Source organism: Salimicrobium salexigens, assembly GCF_900156705.1.
GTDB lineage: Bacteria > Bacillota > Bacilli > Bacillales > Halobacillaceae > Salimicrobium > Salimicrobium album.
In genome coordinates, this window is record NZ_FTOK01000001.1 from 239,083 (window position 1) to 255,021 (window position 15,939).

Sequence of the window (15,939 nt, forward strand, 5' to 3'; positions counted from 1 at the left end):
CTCCGAATGAAAGGGGATAGTTTTATTGACAGGGAAGTTTTGCACTTTGAAGAGAGATGCTCTAACATAGGAAGGACTATAGCAAAAAAGGGGGGGAGTCGGATGAGTAGAAAAGTGTGGATACTGGCTTTCACAACTATTCTTCTCTGGGGTTCCACGTTCGCCGCTATCCGGGCATCTTTACTCGGAGGTTACACGCCGGGACACCTTATTCTTGTCCGTTACAGTGTGGCCTCTTTTGCTTTTGTGCTCGTGGCTATGCTTCCCGGCAAAAAAATAAGGATGCCGGACAGGAAGGATATCCCTCTGCTTGCGCTGCTTGGTTTTATTGGTATAAGCGTGTATCATGCCGGTATCACTTTCGGTGAGATGACGGTATCCGCAGGCGCGGTCGGTATGATGATCGGAGCGGCACCGATTGTGACTGCAATCATAGCCGTACTTTTTCTTAAAGAGAAACTGGGAGGTATAGGCTGGACGGGAATGGGAATCGGTTTTGCGGGAATTATACTCATTACTCTCGGTACTGCGGAAGGCTTTTCTATATCTGTCGGAGCCGTTTATGTTCTTATATCCGTCATAGCCACTTCTGTGTTCTTTGCAGGACAAAAGCCGTTTTTGCGTAAGTATAAACCGGTCGAACTTGTAGCTTATTTCAGCTGGGCGGGTACTATTCCTTTCCTGATATTTTCTCCGGGAGTAGTGGATACGGTGACACAAGCAACGACAGAGGCGAACGCTTCTGCCGTTTATGCAGGAATTTTTCCTGCCGCGATTGCTTACGTCACATGGTCTACAGCCTTATCCCTCGGGGACGCCAGTAAAGTGACAAGTATGATGTATCTGGAACCCGCGGTGGCTGTAATTACAGCCTGGATATGGCTCGGGGAATGGCCGAGCGGTCTGTCACTCATAGGAGGGGCAGTGGCACTTGCCGGAGTTATCGTCGTTCAGGTACTTGGAGGCAGGAAAAAAAGGAAATTGTCACGAGCAGCATAGAGAAAGCCGGCCTTCCATTTTTCAGGAAGCGCCGGCTCTCTTTTTTATTTACTCATCCATAAGCAGAATACGGGCAGGGGAGGCATCTGTACCTTCGATCTTTAAAGGAGCGGCCATCATGAAATAGCTCCCTTCAGAAATTTCTTTTAATCGAAGACCTTCAATGATAATAATGCGATGAGTGAACAGTGTCCGGTGGGTAGGATGGTCCGGCTGACTGCGTTCAATGCCGAGACCGTCGACTCCTACACCTTTGATACCTTTTTCTGCCAGCAATTCCGCTGCTTCACCGGTAACGTAGGTGAAATCAAAATCAAAGTCGTTCCCTTCATGGTAGGAATTTTTCGTTTTGAAGAGTATAAAATCCCCTTTATTTATATCAAGCAGTTCAACGTCCGATTTATCTATGCTGTCCCCACAGTCTGAGAGGTCGAAAACTTTAACTGTTCCTACCAGATCCTCTACAGCTATCGTCTCCATCGTTTCCCCGTCGTTGATCATATGGAGCGGGGAATCGACGTGGGTTCCCGTGTGCAGATCCATATCTATCCGTGATTCCGTAACGTGACCGTTCGTGCTGGTCGTAATTTGCGGCTGTTTTTCTTCTTTATCTTTGTAGACTTTCATCCCTTCCCGGATGGTCATAGACACGTCGTATATAGCCAAATTCCTCACTCCTCTTCGTTATTCACCGGCCACCAGTGGAAGCCGTCATTTTTAAGAAGGTTATCCGCTTCTTCCGGTCCCATTGAACCGGCGGCATAATTAGGGAAGTCCGGTTCTTCTTTGGACCACCTGTTTAAAATCCGGTCCACGAATTTCCAGGAAAGGGAAACTTCGTCCCAGTGCGAGAAGTTCGTGGTGTCCCCGATCATACAGTCGTGAAGTAATTTCTCATAGGCTTCGGGGGTGTTCACACTGTTGACGGCTTCGTGTGTGTAAGACAGTTTTATAGGTTCCGAATAGGAGCTAACCCCCGGTTTTTTCGCATTCAGATACAGGGTCACCCCTTCGTTCGGCTGGATATTGATAACCAGCAGATTCGGAGATTTTTCGCTTTGTTCTTCCTGATAAAGATTCAAAGGAATATCTTCGAATTCCACGACTATTTTCGTGCACTTCTCCGCGAGGCGTTTGCCCGTTCTTATATAGAAAGGGACACCTGCCCACCTGTAATTATCGATCATGATTTTACCGGCGACGTACGTTTCAGTATCGGAATTCTGCAATTCTTCCGCTTCCTCCTGATAGCCGCGAAGTTTCCTTCCATGCATTTTGCCAGGACCATACTGCCCACGTACAAAATAGTCATCGATATTCTTCTCGTCGATAGTACGCAGGGCGCGTAAAATTTTGATTTTTTCCGAGCGTATCTCTTCAGGGTTCAGATTGATCGGAGGCTCCATCGCCAGTAGAGTAACCATCTGAAGCATATGGTTCTGGACCATATCTCTCGTAGCTCCGGACAAGTCGTAATAATTCGCCCGATCTTCCACACCAAGCGATTCACTGGATGTGATCTGTACGTTTGCGATAAACCGATTATTCCACAAATGTTCGAAAATGCCGTTGGCGAAGCGGATCACTTCTATATTTTTGACCATTTCTTTTCCGAGATAGTGATCGATCCGATATATCTGGTTCTCGTCAAAAGCCGAAGTGATCTGGTCGTTCAGCTGTTTTGCCGATTCGAAATCGTGACCGAACGGTTTTTCGATAACGAGACGTGACCAGCCCGTTTCACTTTTCAGGTTATGTTTTTTCAGGTTATTTGCAATCGTGCCGAAGAACTGCGGGGCCATCGCAAGATAAAAGATGCGATTCCCTTCCGTACGATACTCGGACTCCAGATTATTAAGCAGTGTGCCGAGATTTTCATAGGAAGACGAATCCGATACATCAAACGGATGGTAGTAAAAATGGGACACGAAGGCTTCCGCTTCTTTCCCGGAAACATCGTCTCCAAGAGAATTTCGTACGTTCGTGTGGAACAGCTCGTTGCTCCAGGAACGGCGTCCGATTCCAACTACAGCGAAGTCTTCACCAATTTTTCCATTCTGATACAGGCGGTAAATAGAAGGGAAAAGTTTCCTTTTGGCCAGGTCCCCGGTAGCTCCGAAGATTACGATAAGTGCTTTAGGTTTTTCTTGATTTTCCATATGCAGTCCCCACTCTTCTTAAGGTTGAGTTGATATGACTAATTGTATAAGGAAACATCTTTAATATCAAATGGAGGAGCCGGGGACGGTGTGGACGCAGCGGGAAAAGGGAGGAATAATTTCCAGACCCCCTCTTCTGCGGACGATGAAACGAATGTTGTGATTGCGGGCATAGGACCGCAGTTAGGAGATGAAAGCCTGATGTATAAAGTTACTTTCACAGAGAACGGAGTCAGAAAAGAACTTACATCTTCTGGACGGACGGATACGAAGAGATTCAGCACGTACGCGGAGGCGGAAATCGTGGTTTCAAGACTGGAGAAGCATTCGACTTATAATAAAGAATGGTCTATTGAAGAAATTAAGGAAGAACGGGCGATAACCGACTGAAAAAACTGAAAAAACTTAAAAAATCGGACTCCTTTTGCGATAATAGCAGAAGGAGTTTTTTTATTGAGAAATGAACGGGAGCATAGGTGAAAGATCAAAAGGGTATATTGATTATAACCCCGCAACGAAATGATAAACAGACAGACACAGGAGGTGTAACAATGGACAGGAAAGAGAAAATATTGGCGGAGCTCGAGAAGCTGGACGAAAACGAAAGGGAGGAAGTCCTTAAAATGATCCGGGAAAAATATATGCAGCCGGAGACATGGTGGGATAAAGGCGGGGGTGAAACGTACGAGGAATGGTAATATATCCGGGAAAGGGAGAGTGGGAATATGAATCAGTACATGGACAGAGCGGTTGAACTGGCTAGAAAAAACGTAGAGGAAGGAGGGCAGCCCTTCGGAGCCGTTATAGAAAGAAACGGGGAAGTGCTTGGTGAAGGAGTGAATGAGCTTCATCTCCAGAACGATGCCAGCGGACATGCCGAAATGATCGCTGTCAGAAAGGTCGAGGAGAAACTTGGCAGACTCGATCTGTCTGACTGTACGATGTATGCAAGCGGAGAGCCGTGCCCTATGTGTTACGCTATGATGAGGTATGCCGGCATACAGGATATCTATTTTGCGGAATCAAAAGAAGAAGCGGAAAAGACAGGACTTTCCAAAGGTGGCGAAATATATGAAGAACTGCAGAAGCCGGAAGAGATGAGGAAGGTCAGAATGAAACATTTACCTCTGGAGAAAGAGGGAGCGATGGCTCTTTTCCGTAGAAAAAACGGATGATCTGAAGAACTGCGCGTTTTGAGGACGGATTTCACCGGCACCCCGGCGTGTTTGGTATTCTTATGATCTGCGGCTGGCCGGGAGAAGATAAGCGAGGTTCGTGTAACCACCGGCCCGGCCTTTCGAAGAATGACCATAATTGTGATTATCTAAATTGAGAGGGGGGGACGAATTGGAAATACCTCGGGACTTTAAACAGGAGATGAAGGAACGGATACAGTACTACATATATCAAGAGCACGGAGAAGAAATCGGGGAGCTCGCTGCAGAGAACTGGCTACATTTCTTTGCCGAAGAACTGGCGGTTCCATTCTATAACCAGGGAGTAGCGGATGCATCCGAGATGATGAACCAGAAGATTATGTCGATTGAAGAAGATCTGGAAGCCCTGAAACGTCCGATTAAGGGAAAACAGTGAGAGCTTCTGATTGATTTGCGAAGCGGAGAATAAAAGAGACTGTATTGGAGAAGAAGGTGTAATAGTGAAAGAAATTCATGAATCGAAGGCTGTAACGTCAATGGTTCTCGGGCTGATTTCTCTCCCTGTGCCGCTTATAGGCTGGCTGCTCGGAATTTTTGCTGTCGCATACGCACGGCCGGCGCTGAAATCCATTTCTTATGATAATCCGAAGCGGTGGTATGCCGTAACGGGAATGGTTTGTGGCATCCTCGGGATAGTCATGGATGTAAGTATTGTGCTGATCGCACTCATCATCTTCTTTTTTTTATGACGTGAAAAAAGCAGGGGGGAAGGAACATGGAAGAAATCACATTTCGCGACGAGTTTTACTTTCCGGAAGGAAAAATTTACATGGACGGGAACTCGCTTGGACTTATGTCCGTGCGGGCCGAAAAAGCGGTGAAAGAAATAATGGACAGCTGGAAAAAGTATGGGATTGACGGTTGGACGGAAGGGGAAGACCCGTGGTTCACGCTCTCGGAAAGACTGGGGAATCGCATGGCACCACTCGTCGGAGCCTTTCCTGAAGAAGTGACGGTGACGGGATCGACGACGTCCAATCTTCATCAGCTGACAGCTACATTCTACCGTCCGGAGAGAGGACGAACGAAAATACTTGCGGATGCTCTTGCTTTTCCGACGGACATTTATGCACTTCAAAGTCAGCTTTCGCTGAAAGGGTATGATGAGTCGCACCTCGTTCTGGCAGAGAGTACGGACGGGCATACGATCGATGAGGATACCATTATTCAGGCGATGACCGGAGATATCTCGCTCGTTATTCTGCCGAGTGTGTTATACCGCAGCGGTCAGGTGCTGGACATGGAAAAGCTGACCGCTGCTGCTCACGAGCGCGGAATTACAATCGGTTTTGATTTAAGCCATTCCATTGGTGCGCTTCCTCACAGACTTTCGGAGTGGGGAGTGGACTTCGCTTTCTGGTGCAACTATAAATATGTTAATGCAGGACCGGGAAGTGTCGGCGGTTTATATATTAACAGGGAACATTTTTCAGAAACTCCAGGCCTTACGGGATGGTTCGGTTCTGATAAAAACAGTCAGTTCGATATGGAGCATACGTATGTCAAAGTGGCAGACAGCGGAGCATATCAACTCGGTACTCCGCATGTTTTAAGTGCGGCTCCGCTGCTCGGCTCCCTCGAAATGTTCGAGGAGGCGGGAATGGAAGCTCTCCGTGGCAGATCACTGAAATTGACCGGGTATCTGATGGAACAGATCGACTCCCGGCTGTCATCCTGGGATTTTGTCATCGCTAATCCGAGAGAAGAAAGCAGGAGGGGAGGTCATGTGTATCTTGAACATCCCGAAGCTGCAAGAATTACGAAAGCTCTTAAAGCAGAAGGTGTTATACCGGACTTCAGAAATCCGAACGGAATCCGTCTAGCCCCGACAGCCCTTTATAATACATTTGAAGACTGCTTTCAGACAGTGACTAAATTGAAAGAGATCATGGAAAAAGAGAAGTACAAAGCGTTCAAAAACGAACGCGATATTATCGCTTAGGAGGTGTCGACATGGGATGGATTGATATCTCACGACCATTGAACGACCGTATTTCCACCTGGCCGGAGGATACTCCGTATTCGTATCGCCGGACGGTGACTAAAAAGGAGAGTGGCTCCGTAAACATCGGAGAGATCACGATGAGTGTTCATACGGGTACGCACATTGATGCCCCCTTCCACTTCGACAATGAAGGGAAGCGGGTGAATGAGCTGGATATTAATGTTTATATCGGCAGAACGAAAGTCGTGGACTGCCGGGGCTTCGAAGCGATAGGTGCAGCAGCTTTTGAAGGTATAGATCTCGAGAATGTTGAACGGGTATTGATAAAGACGGATGCCTTTCCTGATTCCAGGATTTTTCCGGAGGAGATTCCTTATCTGAAGCCGGAAGTGGCTGAGTTCTTTAAAGAAAAAAACATTCGTCTCGTCGGGGTCGATGTTCCATCTGTCGATCCGATGGACAGTGAAACGCTCGACGCTCACCATGCTCTGTTTTCAAGCGGAGTGCATATTCTGGAGAACGCCGATCTTCGGGAGGTGGAATCTGGACTATATGATTTAAGCGCTCTTCCCCTGGCACTTGAGGAAGCGGACGGCAGCCCTGTACGGGCAGTTTTGAAATCTGTCTATGATTGAGAGGGGAATTTTCGTTTACACTTTCCAGGCATTCCCCGGGAAATGTAAGCTTTCTTACATAAGGGGCTTTCAAAGTATTCGTTCCACCGGGGATAGGGTAAAATGGAGGTAATGTGGAAAGGGTGAGAAGATGAGAATAGGGATCATTGCCATAATGATCATCCTGTCCGGGTGTTCCGGTGTTACGGATACGGAGGAGAAAGGTAGCACCATAGCGAATCGGAATTTTGAAGAAATCAAAGATGCGGCCGAAGGTACGGAGGTAAGACTGTTCATGTGGGGTGGCGATGACGGCATCAATACGTACATCGATGAATGGGTCGCCCCACGTCTTCAGGAGAAGTTCGGTATCAGTCTTACGAGAACACCGATGGCCACCGCAGATATTTTACAGAAACTGAGAACGGAACGTGAGGCTGGAAAGAAAGAAGGGACGGTGGATCTTCTGTGGCTGAACGGCGAGAATTTTCGTAACGCCAAAAATAATGAGCTGCTTTACGGAGCATTTACGGAAAAACTGCCCAATTTCAATGAATACTATGACCGGGACGAATATTCCCACGACTTCGGAACAGCTACAGAAGGGATGGAGGCCCCTTGGGGGAGAGTCCAATTCGCTCTGCAGTACGATAGTGCGAAAGTGGATGAACCGCCGAGAACCTATAAAGAGTTGAGCGAATGGGTGAAAGAAAATCCGGGAGAATTTACATACCCTCACCCTTCCGAATTCACCGGCAACGCATTTTTGAGGCAGATGATGCTTTCAGGGACCGAGAACCCCGAAGCTTTAGCGGAAGATTCTTTCAGCCCGAACGCTGCAGAGACAGCCGCAGATGGAATGTGGAAAAAGTTGAGAGAATGGGAGCCTGCTCTGTACAGGAAGGGAGAATATTACCCTGCCTCGTTAAGTGAGCTGGATCGTTTGTATAGCGAAGGGAAAGTATCTATGACGTTAGGGTACAACGAAGCGAGAAGTGAACATCTCATAAATGATGGAGTCTTCCCCGAATCCACCGATACCTACGTGATGGACTCCGGATCGCTTGGCAACACACACTTCCTCTCTATTCCTTATAACAGTACAAATGTGCCGGGAGCTGTAACGGCTATCAATTTCCTCCTCTCCCCGGAGGCGCAGCTGCAGAAAATGAAGCCTTCTTCATGGGGAGATAATACAACCATCGATACGGATAAGCTTCCCGAAGAGACGAAACAGCGATTTGAAGAACTCGACCGGGGGGAAACAGTGCCGGATGCAGAGAAACTGGAGGAAACGTATCTGCCTGAACTGGATACGGAATATGTCGAATGGATTACGGAGACGTGGGAAGATGAAGTTGTCCGCTAGAATAAAACCGTGGTTGCTGCTGACCCCTGCTCTTCTGTTTCTGCTCCTTCCATTGTACGGACTATGGTCTGCCTTCCGGTTGAGTGTTTATCCGGATGGGAAGCTGACCGGTCAAGTTTATGTCCGTCTGTTTTCACACTCCGATTTTCTTCTCTCTTTTTTTTACAGTTTATGGATAGCGGCAGCTTCGACCTTCCTCTCTCTGCTTATCGGATGGTTCTTCACGAGAGCATTCGTTCCGATGCTTGAACGTACCGGAGGCAGACTGACGGTATGGCTGCCGATGGTTTTCCCTCATTTTGTGTGGGCCTACCTGGTTCTTCTTCTTTTTCAGGAAGGGGGTCTCGTCAGCGGTTTACTGCCCGGGAACCGGGCATACGCCAATGACCCGGAAGGTGTCGGAATTATTCTTACGTATATGGGAAAGGAAATTCCGTTCGTCATTTTGATGCTGTTGCCTGTTTACCTGACCAGAAATCGTTTGTATGACGATTTAACGGAAACACTCGGCGGATGCTGGATTTCTAAAATACGCGATGCAGAGCTTCCGTTTGTCACTCCGGTTCTTATTGAAACGGGAATCATCATTTTTGCTTTCACGTTCAGTGCTTATGAAGTCCCCGCGCTTGTGGGAGCTACTTTCCCGGAGATGCTTTCTATTCTTACCTTCGACTGGTTCTACTCTGGCGACTGGAGTGAGCGGCCGCTCGCTTTTGCAGCGATGGTATTTTTGACGACAGTAATAGGGTTGATCTCCTTACTATTGTTTCATTTCATAAACAAAATGCGCCGAAATATTACTGAGGGACTGTGAAAGTATGAAGAAAATCTTATTCTGGGTCATCGCTATGTTATTTATAATTTCCCCTGTAGGGATTTTGGTTCTCCAGAGTTTTACATCACCCGGAAGCTGGACGGAATTTTCCCTGTATGGCTGGAGAGGGCTGTTTGAAACAACAAGGCTCCTGGAAGCTACAGGCACTTCTCTGACAATCGGCTTTTTCGTGACGGTAATTAATATTGCTGTAGGAATGAGCGCCGGTAAGGCACTGGCGTTATATACATTTCACGGAAAAACGGCGGTGGACACCTTGTTCGTGATGCCTCTGCTCGTACCGATCCTTGCCATCACTTTCGGGGTTCACATCGCTATGATACGGATCGGGCTGGCTGACACAGGCCTCGGAGTAATTCTCATTCACCTGGTTCCGACGGTCCCCTATAGCATCAGGATTTTCCGGAATGGCTATGTGAGTCTCGGAAGAAGGATGCAGGAACAGGCGGAAACACTCGGTGCATCTGCCGGAAGAACATTCTTCGATATTGAACTACCGCTCCTAAAACCCTCCGTGCAGAGCGTAATATTTCTCACCTTTGTCATCAGTCTGAGTCAGTATGTTATTACTTCGATTATCGGGGGCGGTACTGTGGTAACTCTTGCGATGGTTTATTTTCCTTTTCTGGATTCTGCCGATACTACGCTGATTGCGGCATTTTCTATCTGGTTCGCCGTCCTCCCCCTTCTTTTTTATATAACTGCAGGCGCAGTTTTTCGATTGTTACCGTACCGTAGAAAACCCGGGAGGAGGGAACTGTTTTGAATAAAATGATAGAAGTACGTGATGCAACGAAACATTTCGGTGTCGGAGAAGTTCTGAAAGACGTTTCGTTTTCAGTGAACGAAGGAGAGATATTCAGTGTCGTAGGACCTTCCGGAGGAGGGAAGACCACTCTACTCCGCTGTCTCGCGGGTCTGGAAACTTTTTCTGCCGGAGAGATGTCCATTGACGGAGACGATATGACTCATAAGAAAGCGAACGAACGGCCGGTCAGTCTCGTTTTTCAGGAGCCTCTTCTTTTTCCTCATATGACAATAAGGGAAAACGTAGGTTACGGACTTAAATTTCTGGATATAAGCAAAAAAGAAAAAAGTAAGCGCATCGATGATTTTCTTAGTATCGCGGGACTTCCCGAATATGAAAATAGATATCCACGTGAGCTCTCCGGAGGTCAGAAGCAGCGGGTCGCCCTGGCCAGAGGTCTTATTCTATCTCCTAAACTGCTACTTCTTGACGAACCGTTTTCGAGTCTCGATCGGAAATTGCGGGAAGAAATGAGGCGATGGGTGAGAAGGTTGTTGAAAGAAAAAAACATTACAGCCGTATTTGTCACACACGACCAGGACGAAGCGATGCAGGTAGGGGACGTCATCGGGGTTTTTCGGGAGGGGACGTTCGAACAGATCGGCTCTCCCGAAAAAGTGTATGAAAACCCGCAAACTTCTGAAGTAGCCAGATTCTTCGGTGATGCATGGGTCATTGACGAAATGAGATTCATCCCGAAGCGGAACCTCAGCATTGAGCGCATAGAAATAGAGGAGAAAGTTCAGTGGAGAGGGGTCATCGAAGGTGTACGCTTTGTAAAAGGGTACCGTTTCATGGAAGTTCTCCTCGATGATGAGGAGGAACATATTATGTTTCCTGCTCCTGAGGATTTCCATACAGGAGAGAACGTATATGTAAGTACAGACGCCTCAAATATCCGAACGTTCCAGCAGAACCGGGAGAAAAGATGAAGCGGAAATTACGCACGGCCGTTGTGGTGTTGCTTTTCGTCTGTTTATTTTTGTGGGTGAACAGTCGCTGGCAAATAGGGCCTTCGGAGATTAAGGAATTCGTTATTTCTTTTGGGTGGGCTGCTCCTTTTTTGTTCATTCTTCTTTATATTTTGACTCCCTTCGTTTTCTTTCCCGCTTCCATACTCTCGCTCAGTGCAGGGATCACTTACGGGGTATGGCCGGGTGTGCTGTTTATCTGGTTGGGGGCAACGGGAGCAGCTGCTGCCGGGTATCTTGTCGGGAAGGTCCTTGGTGAGAGACTGGCCAGTCTCAGATATATTGAATTGACGGCACGTCTTCAGATTATCGTCAGAAAACAGGGGTTTTTATTCGTGCTTGTTCTGAGACTTGTACCTTTGATAGGGTTCGGAATGCTGAGTTATCTGTCGGGGTGGTTCAACATTCGTTTTCGTTCTTATTTGAGTGCGACAATGATAGGAATCATCCCGGGGACGTTTATGTATGTTACAGTCGGCGCAAGTCTTCTGAGCGGGGATCCTGTGCTGCTGGGTATGGTAGCAGGCAGTGCTCTCATTTTAATGATCGTTATATATTTTTTAAGAAACAAAGTACGGCGCTGGGCAGGTTTGCCCGACGGGAAAGAGAGGGACGAAGATGCTTGATACTCACGCAAGGAAGTACGCAGAACCTTTCATTGAGCATTCAGCCGACTGGTTCCTGAGAAAAGGAAGAACGGCTGATCAAATAACCGTCCTTGCCTTCCTTACAGGTATAGGTGCTGCTGTCTGGTACATAGCCGGTGCCCCGTGGGCAGCAGTGCTGTTTTTATGGCTTTCGGGTTTTCTGGATGCCGTCGATGGCACAATGGCACGGCGGACATCGACTTCCCCTTTTGGAACGGTGCTGGATGTAACATTCGACCGTATTGTTGAAATAGGAATCATTCTGGCTATCGCTTATGTGCACCCGGAAGTGCTGTGGCCGCTCCTGCTTCTCAGTGTCTCCATCATTTTTTCCATGACGGTGTTTCTCACAGTCGGGACTGTGTCGGAAAAGCAGGGGATGAAGTCGTTTTATTATCAGGCAGGGGTAGCGGAGCGAACGGAAGGATTCGTGTTGTTCAGCCTTATGATTCTTCTGCCGCAGTGGATTTTATTTATTACACTTCTCTACTTTGCAGTGGAGACCTTTACTGGAATGCAGCGTCTCTTCGAAGCAAAAAGAATATTGCGGTAGCAGAAAAATTTAAAGGAAGGAGGGGATATCTATGTATGACATTATAATTATCGGTGGTGGCGCAGGCGGTCTTACTGTGGCCTCAGGAGCAGCCTCTCTTGGTGCAAAAACGGCTCTTATCGAGAAAAGAGAATCACTCGGCGGTGACTGTCTGCACTATGGCTGTGTGCCCTCCAAAGCTCTGATAGAAGCGGCGAACGAAATTCATATAGCACGTAATAGTTCCTATGCGGGAATTGATGCTTCGGGAGAGGTGGATCTTGGAAAAATAATGGAGAGAGTGAATCGCTCTGTGGAGACGATTCAGGAATCGGACAGCAAAGAACGGTTCGAGACGATGGGGGTGGATGTTTACAAAGGAGCACCCGAATTCCTCGGAGACAGGAAACTAAAAGTGGAGGGTGATATCCTGGAAACGAAAAAAATCGTTATTGCTACAGGTTCCTCAGTCAACAAACCTCCTATAGAAGGCCTGGACGCCGCAGATTACTGGACGAATGAAACAGTATTCCAGCAGACCGAACTACCTCGTTCCCTGACTTTCATAGGTGCCGGTCCCGTCGGTCTTGAAATCGCTCAGGCTTTTGCACGTCTCGGTTGTGACGTTACTGTGCTGGAAGGTGGAAACACCATTTTGAAAAAGGAGGATCCTTCCATAAGAGATAAAGCTATGGAGATTCTTTCCCGGGAAATAACGTTTATTACGGAAGCGCGTGTAGAAAAGGTGAGCGACGGCGGAAAGAAAGTCTATTACACGAAAAACGGAAAAGAACAGTCACTGGAGACAGATAAACTCTTCCTCGCTGCAGGCAGAAAGCCGAATACGGAAGGGATGAATTTGACGGAGACCGGAGTGGTTCTCGACGATAAGGGGTTTGTTCACGTGGATGACACGATGAGGACCGCGAACCCCCACGTGTTTGCTATCGGTGATGTAACCGGCCATATGCCTTTTACACACGTAGCCGGCGAACATGGAAAGCTGGTGGTGCAGAATGCTTTTTATTCTTTGAAAAGGAAAATGTCTTACGAAACGATTCCCTGGAATACGTACACGACCCCGGAAATTTTCCATCTGGGTAAAACCAGGGAAGAAGTGGAGGAAGCATATGTATACGAAACCCGTCTCAATGAAGTGGACCGGTTTGTAGCGGAGCATGCGACCGAAGGGTTCGTAAAAATTATAACTGATCGGAAGGGGAAAATTATCGGAGCCCACGCCATCGGTAAGGGAGCCGGAGACTGGATGCAGCCGGTCGTCGCCGTCATGAACAGAGGGGGACACATCAAAGAGCTCTCCGACATGGTTTACCCGTATCCGAACCACCCGGCCGCTCTGGAGGCCGTCTCTGGTCAATACTGGAGACTAAAGTTATTTTCGGGCATAGCCCCCGTACTGTCCCGCAGGTATCTGAAGTGGTTCCTATGAAGAAGCTGCTGCTTATCGGAGGAGGCCACGCCCACGTATATATTCTAAAGGCACTTCAAAAAGAGAACCCCGGTTTCGAGGTGACGATGATTTCCCCTTCCGAGCATCAATACTACTCGGGAATGTTTTCCGGTTATACGGAAGGGATCTATCCAGCTTCAGAAATCACAATCAACCTCGAGGAATTATCTATCAAAGCCGGTGCTTCCTTTATAAAAGGAAAGGTAGCAGAGGTGGATCCTGTGAAAAAGGAAGTCGTCCTCGACGAGTGCGGCTATCCATTTGATCTCATTTCTTTCGATGTCGGTTCCCGGGTAAAACAGATACCGGAACCTACAGAAAAAGTGTATTCGGTAAAACCGAACTACGTGTTTACTGAAAATATTGATGAACTGAAGGGTTCTCCTGCACCTGTAGTGGTCGGGGGAGGCGCAGCAGGGGTGGAGCTCGCACTCTCCATGCTCGCATGGAGAAAAAATCATCAGCCACATCAGCGGGTCACACTTATCGACTCCGGAAATCTGCTGGAGGAATTCGGTTCGAAAACGTCCCGGCGGACAGAAAAGCTGGCCCGGAGAAAAGGGCTTTCCATCATTACGGGGGAGCGTGTGGAAGGAATAGAAAGAGAGTTTCTCCGGACGGACAGCGGACGTCACGTCCATCATTCGGGTGTGCTGTGGCTTTCAGGGGCAGAAGCACCTCCTTTGTTTGAACAATCGAATTTGAAGGTGGACGCGAAAGGATTTCTCTTCGTGGATAAATATTTAAAAAACCCCGAATACCCTTACATTTACGGAGCCGGGGACTGCGTTACTATAGAAGAGGAAGAAGTTCCGAAAAACGGGGTGTTTGCGATAAAAGAAGCTCCTGTATTGTGGGAGAACCTCAAGCGTCATGCCGGAAACGAAGAACTTCTTGCTTTTCGACCGCCGAAAAAGTACATGGCAATCCTGTCTACTGGAAATCGTCAGGGTCTGCTGACCTATGGCAATGTGATGATACACGGGAAGTGGTGCTTTACACTGAAACATTTCATTGATTCCCGATTTATGAAAAAATACAACATGTAAAAACTCTGCTCCACTTATAACCAAAGTGGAGCAGAGTTTTTTAGTCAGGTCTGATTTTCCCGACTTAGTATTGTATATTTTCTATGGTTGATACAAGTAAGGTGAGAATCCACATCTCTGTCAGGTAGTTCCTCCATGATACTGAGGTCGACGACGACAGAATTTGTACATCCGGAAGGGATTACTTTACCCTTCCAGGTTTCATTGCCCCGTTCAAATGCGACAATATCCCCTGGAACGGCTTTATCTATTTCTTCTATTGGTAAATCCTGTTTCTGCACAAATGTCCCCCTGCCTTCCTACATATGATTACAGTCAGTATACCACGGATTTTGGAATATTAAACGTCAGCGGGTGCCATAAAAGGCGAGGGCAAGCCTGTTTTCAATGAGAGACCAGGCTTCTTCGGCCTTTTGTTCCGGACCGAGATGCGTAAAAGCATGATAGCAATCTTCGAACTCATGCAGATTTACCATAACCCCGGCCTGAGATAAATTGGTGGCGTATCTTTTTCCTTCAGGGTTGAAAGCATCATATTCAGGAATAAGAATAAGCGCCGGAGGGAGGCCTTCAAGATTACGGGCGTACACGGGTGAAGCGAGAGGGTTTCCCATTTCTCCGGGATCCGGAATGTAGGATTCGTTCAGAAAATGAGCAGCCTGCGGAAATTTGGCGCGGTTCTTGTCCGGTTCCGGTTTATCCGCATGGGACGTGACGAAATCGAGCATCGGATAGGCGAGCATCTGCAGCACCGGTTGTTCCTCTTCCTTTTCTTTCAGATAGAGGCATAGAGCTGCTGCGAGGTTACCGCCCGAACTCTGTCCTCCTACCGCAAATCGATCGGCATCCAGAAACAAGGAAGGGGCATATCTCTTTAGCCAGTGCCAGATCTCATAAATTTGTTCGAGTGGTAATGGAAAAGGGTGTTCCGGAGCTTTCGGATAGTTGATGTTCACGACAGCACAGTGGGAATGGTTGGCTATATGCCGGCAATAGGCGTCATCCATGTCTTTGTCGCTCATGATGAATGCACCGCCGTGCAGGTTTATGTACACGGGAAGCGGGTCGTATTCGTGTATGGCCGGATAGTAGATAGAAATCTCCGAGGCTGTTATTTCAGTATCGATGAGAAAATCTTTACGATCACCGACTTCTTCGTAGGGTACCATCGTCTGTTTTCTTTCTTTGTTCGGAAAAAGTCGCATAGTCTTAGCTACGGCTTTCTTCATCATCTTCATCCCGCCTTTTTTGTCTGTATTCTTTTTACCTTACCCTGATTTCTTCAGTCGTAAGCATATATACACCAATTTAAGGGAAGGAGAA

General features: G+C 47.6%; 20 protein-coding genes. 16 read left to right on the plus strand and 4 right to left on the minus strand.

Features of this window, described 5'->3' with window-relative positions; all coding sequences use genetic code 11:
• The first annotated feature begins 102 nt into the window (after window positions 1–102).
• Window positions 103–999, plus strand: a complete 897-nt coding sequence (locus BW931_RS01205; RefSeq protein WP_076569302.1) for a DMT family transporter — start codon at window positions 103–105, stop codon at window positions 997–999.
• Between the two features lie 48 nt (window positions 1,000–1,047).
• Here BW931_RS01205 and BW931_RS01210 read toward each other — a convergent pair whose 3' ends face one another.
• The gene (locus BW931_RS01210) at window positions 1,048–1,665 is read right to left on the minus strand and encodes a cyclase family protein (protein WP_076569305.1); all 618 of its coding nucleotides are present in this window, start codon (window positions 1,663–1,665) and stop codon (window positions 1,048–1,050) included.
• A gap of 5 nt (window positions 1,666–1,670) precedes the next feature.
• Window positions 1,671–3,158, minus strand: a complete 1,488-nt coding sequence (gene zwf, locus BW931_RS01215) for a glucose-6-phosphate dehydrogenase (RefSeq protein ID WP_076569307.1) — start codon at window positions 3,156–3,158, stop codon at window positions 1,671–1,673.
• Between the two features lie 90 nt (window positions 3,159–3,248).
• Between zwf and BW931_RS01220 the strand changes: the two genes are divergently transcribed.
• The 15 genes from BW931_RS01220 (at window position 3,249) to BW931_RS01285 (ending at window position 14,616) form a co-directional block, all read left to right on the plus strand.
• The gene (locus BW931_RS01220; RefSeq protein ID WP_008589883.1) at window positions 3,249–3,548 is read left to right on the plus strand and encodes a hypothetical protein; all 300 of its coding nucleotides are present in this window, start codon (window positions 3,249–3,251) and stop codon (window positions 3,546–3,548) included.
• 161 nt (window positions 3,549–3,709) lie between these two features.
• Complete coding sequence (locus tag BW931_RS13435) at window positions 3,710–3,856, plus strand: hypothetical protein (RefSeq protein WP_159435656.1); 147 nt, start codon at window positions 3,710–3,712, stop codon at window positions 3,854–3,856.
• A gap of 27 nt (window positions 3,857–3,883) precedes the next feature.
• Window positions 3,884–4,333, plus strand: coding sequence for a nucleoside deaminase (locus tag BW931_RS01225; protein WP_076569310.1), 450 nt, complete (start codon window positions 3,884–3,886; stop codon window positions 4,331–4,333).
• A gap of 172 nt (window positions 4,334–4,505) precedes the next feature.
• On the plus strand, window positions 4,506–4,751 hold the full coding sequence (locus BW931_RS01230) for a DUF2164 domain-containing protein (RefSeq protein WP_008589879.1): 246 nt from the start codon (window positions 4,506–4,508) through the stop codon (window positions 4,749–4,751).
• Window positions 4,752–4,815: 64 nt separating this feature from the next.
• Entirely contained in the window at window positions 4,816–5,064 is a 249-nt protein-coding gene (locus BW931_RS01235) for a hypothetical protein (protein WP_040609337.1), read from the plus strand.
• 26 nt (window positions 5,065–5,090) lie between these two features.
• Window positions 5,091–6,317: a kynureninase gene (gene kynU / locus BW931_RS01240; protein ID WP_076569313.1), complete on the plus strand. Its 1,227-nt coding sequence runs from the start codon at window positions 5,091–5,093 to the stop codon at window positions 6,315–6,317.
• Between the two features lie 11 nt (window positions 6,318–6,328).
• Window positions 6,329–6,955, plus strand: a complete 627-nt coding sequence (gene kynB, locus BW931_RS01245) for an arylformamidase (protein WP_076569315.1) — start codon at window positions 6,329–6,331, stop codon at window positions 6,953–6,955.
• A 130-nt stretch (window positions 6,956–7,085) separates the two neighbouring features.
• Complete coding sequence (locus BW931_RS01250; RefSeq protein ID WP_076569317.1) at window positions 7,086–8,303, plus strand: ABC transporter substrate-binding protein; 1,218 nt, start codon at window positions 7,086–7,088, stop codon at window positions 8,301–8,303.
• A complete protein-coding gene (locus tag BW931_RS01255; protein ID WP_159435657.1) occupies window positions 8,257–9,117 on the plus strand; it encodes an ABC transporter permease in 861 nt (286 codons plus the stop codon). The genes BW931_RS01250 and BW931_RS01255 overlap by 47 nt, the downstream gene beginning before the upstream one ends.
• Window positions 9,118–9,121: 4 nt before the next feature.
• Window positions 9,122–9,904, plus strand: a complete 783-nt coding sequence (locus BW931_RS01260) for an ABC transporter permease (protein WP_076569321.1) — start codon at window positions 9,122–9,124, stop codon at window positions 9,902–9,904.
• 5 nt (window positions 9,905–9,909) lie between these two features.
• A complete protein-coding gene (locus BW931_RS01265) occupies window positions 9,910–10,878 on the plus strand; it encodes an ABC transporter ATP-binding protein (protein ID WP_234972560.1) in 969 nt (322 codons plus the stop codon).
• Complete coding sequence (locus tag BW931_RS01270; RefSeq protein ID WP_076569324.1) at window positions 10,875–11,543, plus strand: TVP38/TMEM64 family protein; 669 nt, start codon at window positions 10,875–10,877, stop codon at window positions 11,541–11,543. The genes BW931_RS01265 and BW931_RS01270 overlap by 4 nt, the downstream gene beginning before the upstream one ends.
• Entirely contained in the window at window positions 11,536–12,117 is a 582-nt protein-coding gene (locus BW931_RS01275; protein WP_008589860.1) for a CDP-alcohol phosphatidyltransferase family protein, read from the plus strand. Before BW931_RS01270 ends, BW931_RS01275 begins: the two co-directional genes overlap by 8 nt.
• A gap of 31 nt (window positions 12,118–12,148) precedes the next feature.
• A complete protein-coding gene (locus BW931_RS01280) occupies window positions 12,149–13,546 on the plus strand; it encodes a dihydrolipoyl dehydrogenase family protein (RefSeq protein WP_076569326.1) in 1,398 nt (465 codons plus the stop codon).
• Window positions 13,543–14,616, plus strand: a complete 1,074-nt coding sequence (locus BW931_RS01285; protein WP_076569328.1) for an FAD-dependent oxidoreductase — start codon at window positions 13,543–13,545, stop codon at window positions 14,614–14,616. Before BW931_RS01280 ends, BW931_RS01285 begins: the two co-directional genes overlap by 4 nt.
• A 44-nt stretch (window positions 14,617–14,660) precedes the next feature.
• Here BW931_RS01285 and BW931_RS01290 read toward each other — a convergent pair whose 3' ends face one another.
• Complete coding sequence (locus tag BW931_RS01290; RefSeq protein ID WP_008589855.1) at window positions 14,661–14,897, minus strand: YkvS family protein; 237 nt, start codon at window positions 14,895–14,897, stop codon at window positions 14,661–14,663.
• 66 nt (window positions 14,898–14,963) lie between these two features.
• Entirely contained in the window at window positions 14,964–15,848 is an 885-nt protein-coding gene (locus tag BW931_RS01295) for an alpha/beta hydrolase (protein WP_076569330.1), read from the minus strand.
• Window positions 15,849–15,939 lie beyond the last annotated feature (91 nt).

What these genes read in the sequence shown, in the direction of transcription:
- BW931_RS01250 (WP_076569317.1), top strand. Translation starts at nt 7,086, where the DNA reads ATGAGAATAGGGATCATTGCCATAATGATCATCCTGTCCGGGTGTTCC.
- BW931_RS01295 (WP_076569330.1), bottom strand. Translation starts at nt 15,848, where the DNA reads ATGATGAAGAAAGCCGTAGCTAAGACTATGCGACTTTTTCCGAACAAA.
- BW931_RS01270 (WP_076569324.1), top strand. Translation starts at nt 10,875, where the DNA reads ATGAAGCGGAAATTACGCACGGCCGTTGTGGTGTTGCTTTTCGTCTGT.
- BW931_RS01225 (WP_076569310.1), top strand. Translation starts at nt 3,884, where the DNA reads ATGAATCAGTACATGGACAGAGCGGTTGAACTGGCTAGAAAAAACGTA.
- BW931_RS01260 (WP_076569321.1), top strand. Translation starts at nt 9,122, where the DNA reads ATGAAGAAAATCTTATTCTGGGTCATCGCTATGTTATTTATAATTTCC.
- BW931_RS01265 (WP_234972560.1), top strand. Translation starts at nt 9,910, where the DNA reads ATGATAGAAGTACGTGATGCAACGAAACATTTCGGTGTCGGAGAAGTT.
- kynU (WP_076569313.1), top strand. Translation starts at nt 5,091, where the DNA reads ATGGAAGAAATCACATTTCGCGACGAGTTTTACTTTCCGGAAGGAAAA.
- BW931_RS01280 (WP_076569326.1), top strand. Translation starts at nt 12,149, where the DNA reads ATGTATGACATTATAATTATCGGTGGTGGCGCAGGCGGTCTTACTGTG.
- kynB (WP_076569315.1), top strand. Translation starts at nt 6,329, where the DNA reads ATGGGATGGATTGATATCTCACGACCATTGAACGACCGTATTTCCACC.
- BW931_RS01205 (WP_076569302.1), top strand. Translation starts at nt 103, where the DNA reads ATGAGTAGAAAAGTGTGGATACTGGCTTTCACAACTATTCTTCTCTGG.
- BW931_RS01285 (WP_076569328.1), top strand. Translation starts at nt 13,543, where the DNA reads ATGAAGAAGCTGCTGCTTATCGGAGGAGGCCACGCCCACGTATATATT.
- zwf (WP_076569307.1), bottom strand. Translation starts at nt 3,158, where the DNA reads ATGGAAAATCAAGAAAAACCTAAAGCACTTATCGTAATCTTCGGAGCT.
- BW931_RS01255 (WP_159435657.1), top strand. Translation starts at nt 8,257, where the DNA reads ATGTCGAATGGATTACGGAGACGTGGGAAGATGAAGTTGTCCGCTAGA.
- BW931_RS13435 (WP_159435656.1), top strand. Translation starts at nt 3,710, where the DNA reads ATGGACAGGAAAGAGAAAATATTGGCGGAGCTCGAGAAGCTGGACGAA.
- BW931_RS01275 (WP_008589860.1), top strand. Translation starts at nt 11,536, where the DNA reads ATGCTTGATACTCACGCAAGGAAGTACGCAGAACCTTTCATTGAGCAT.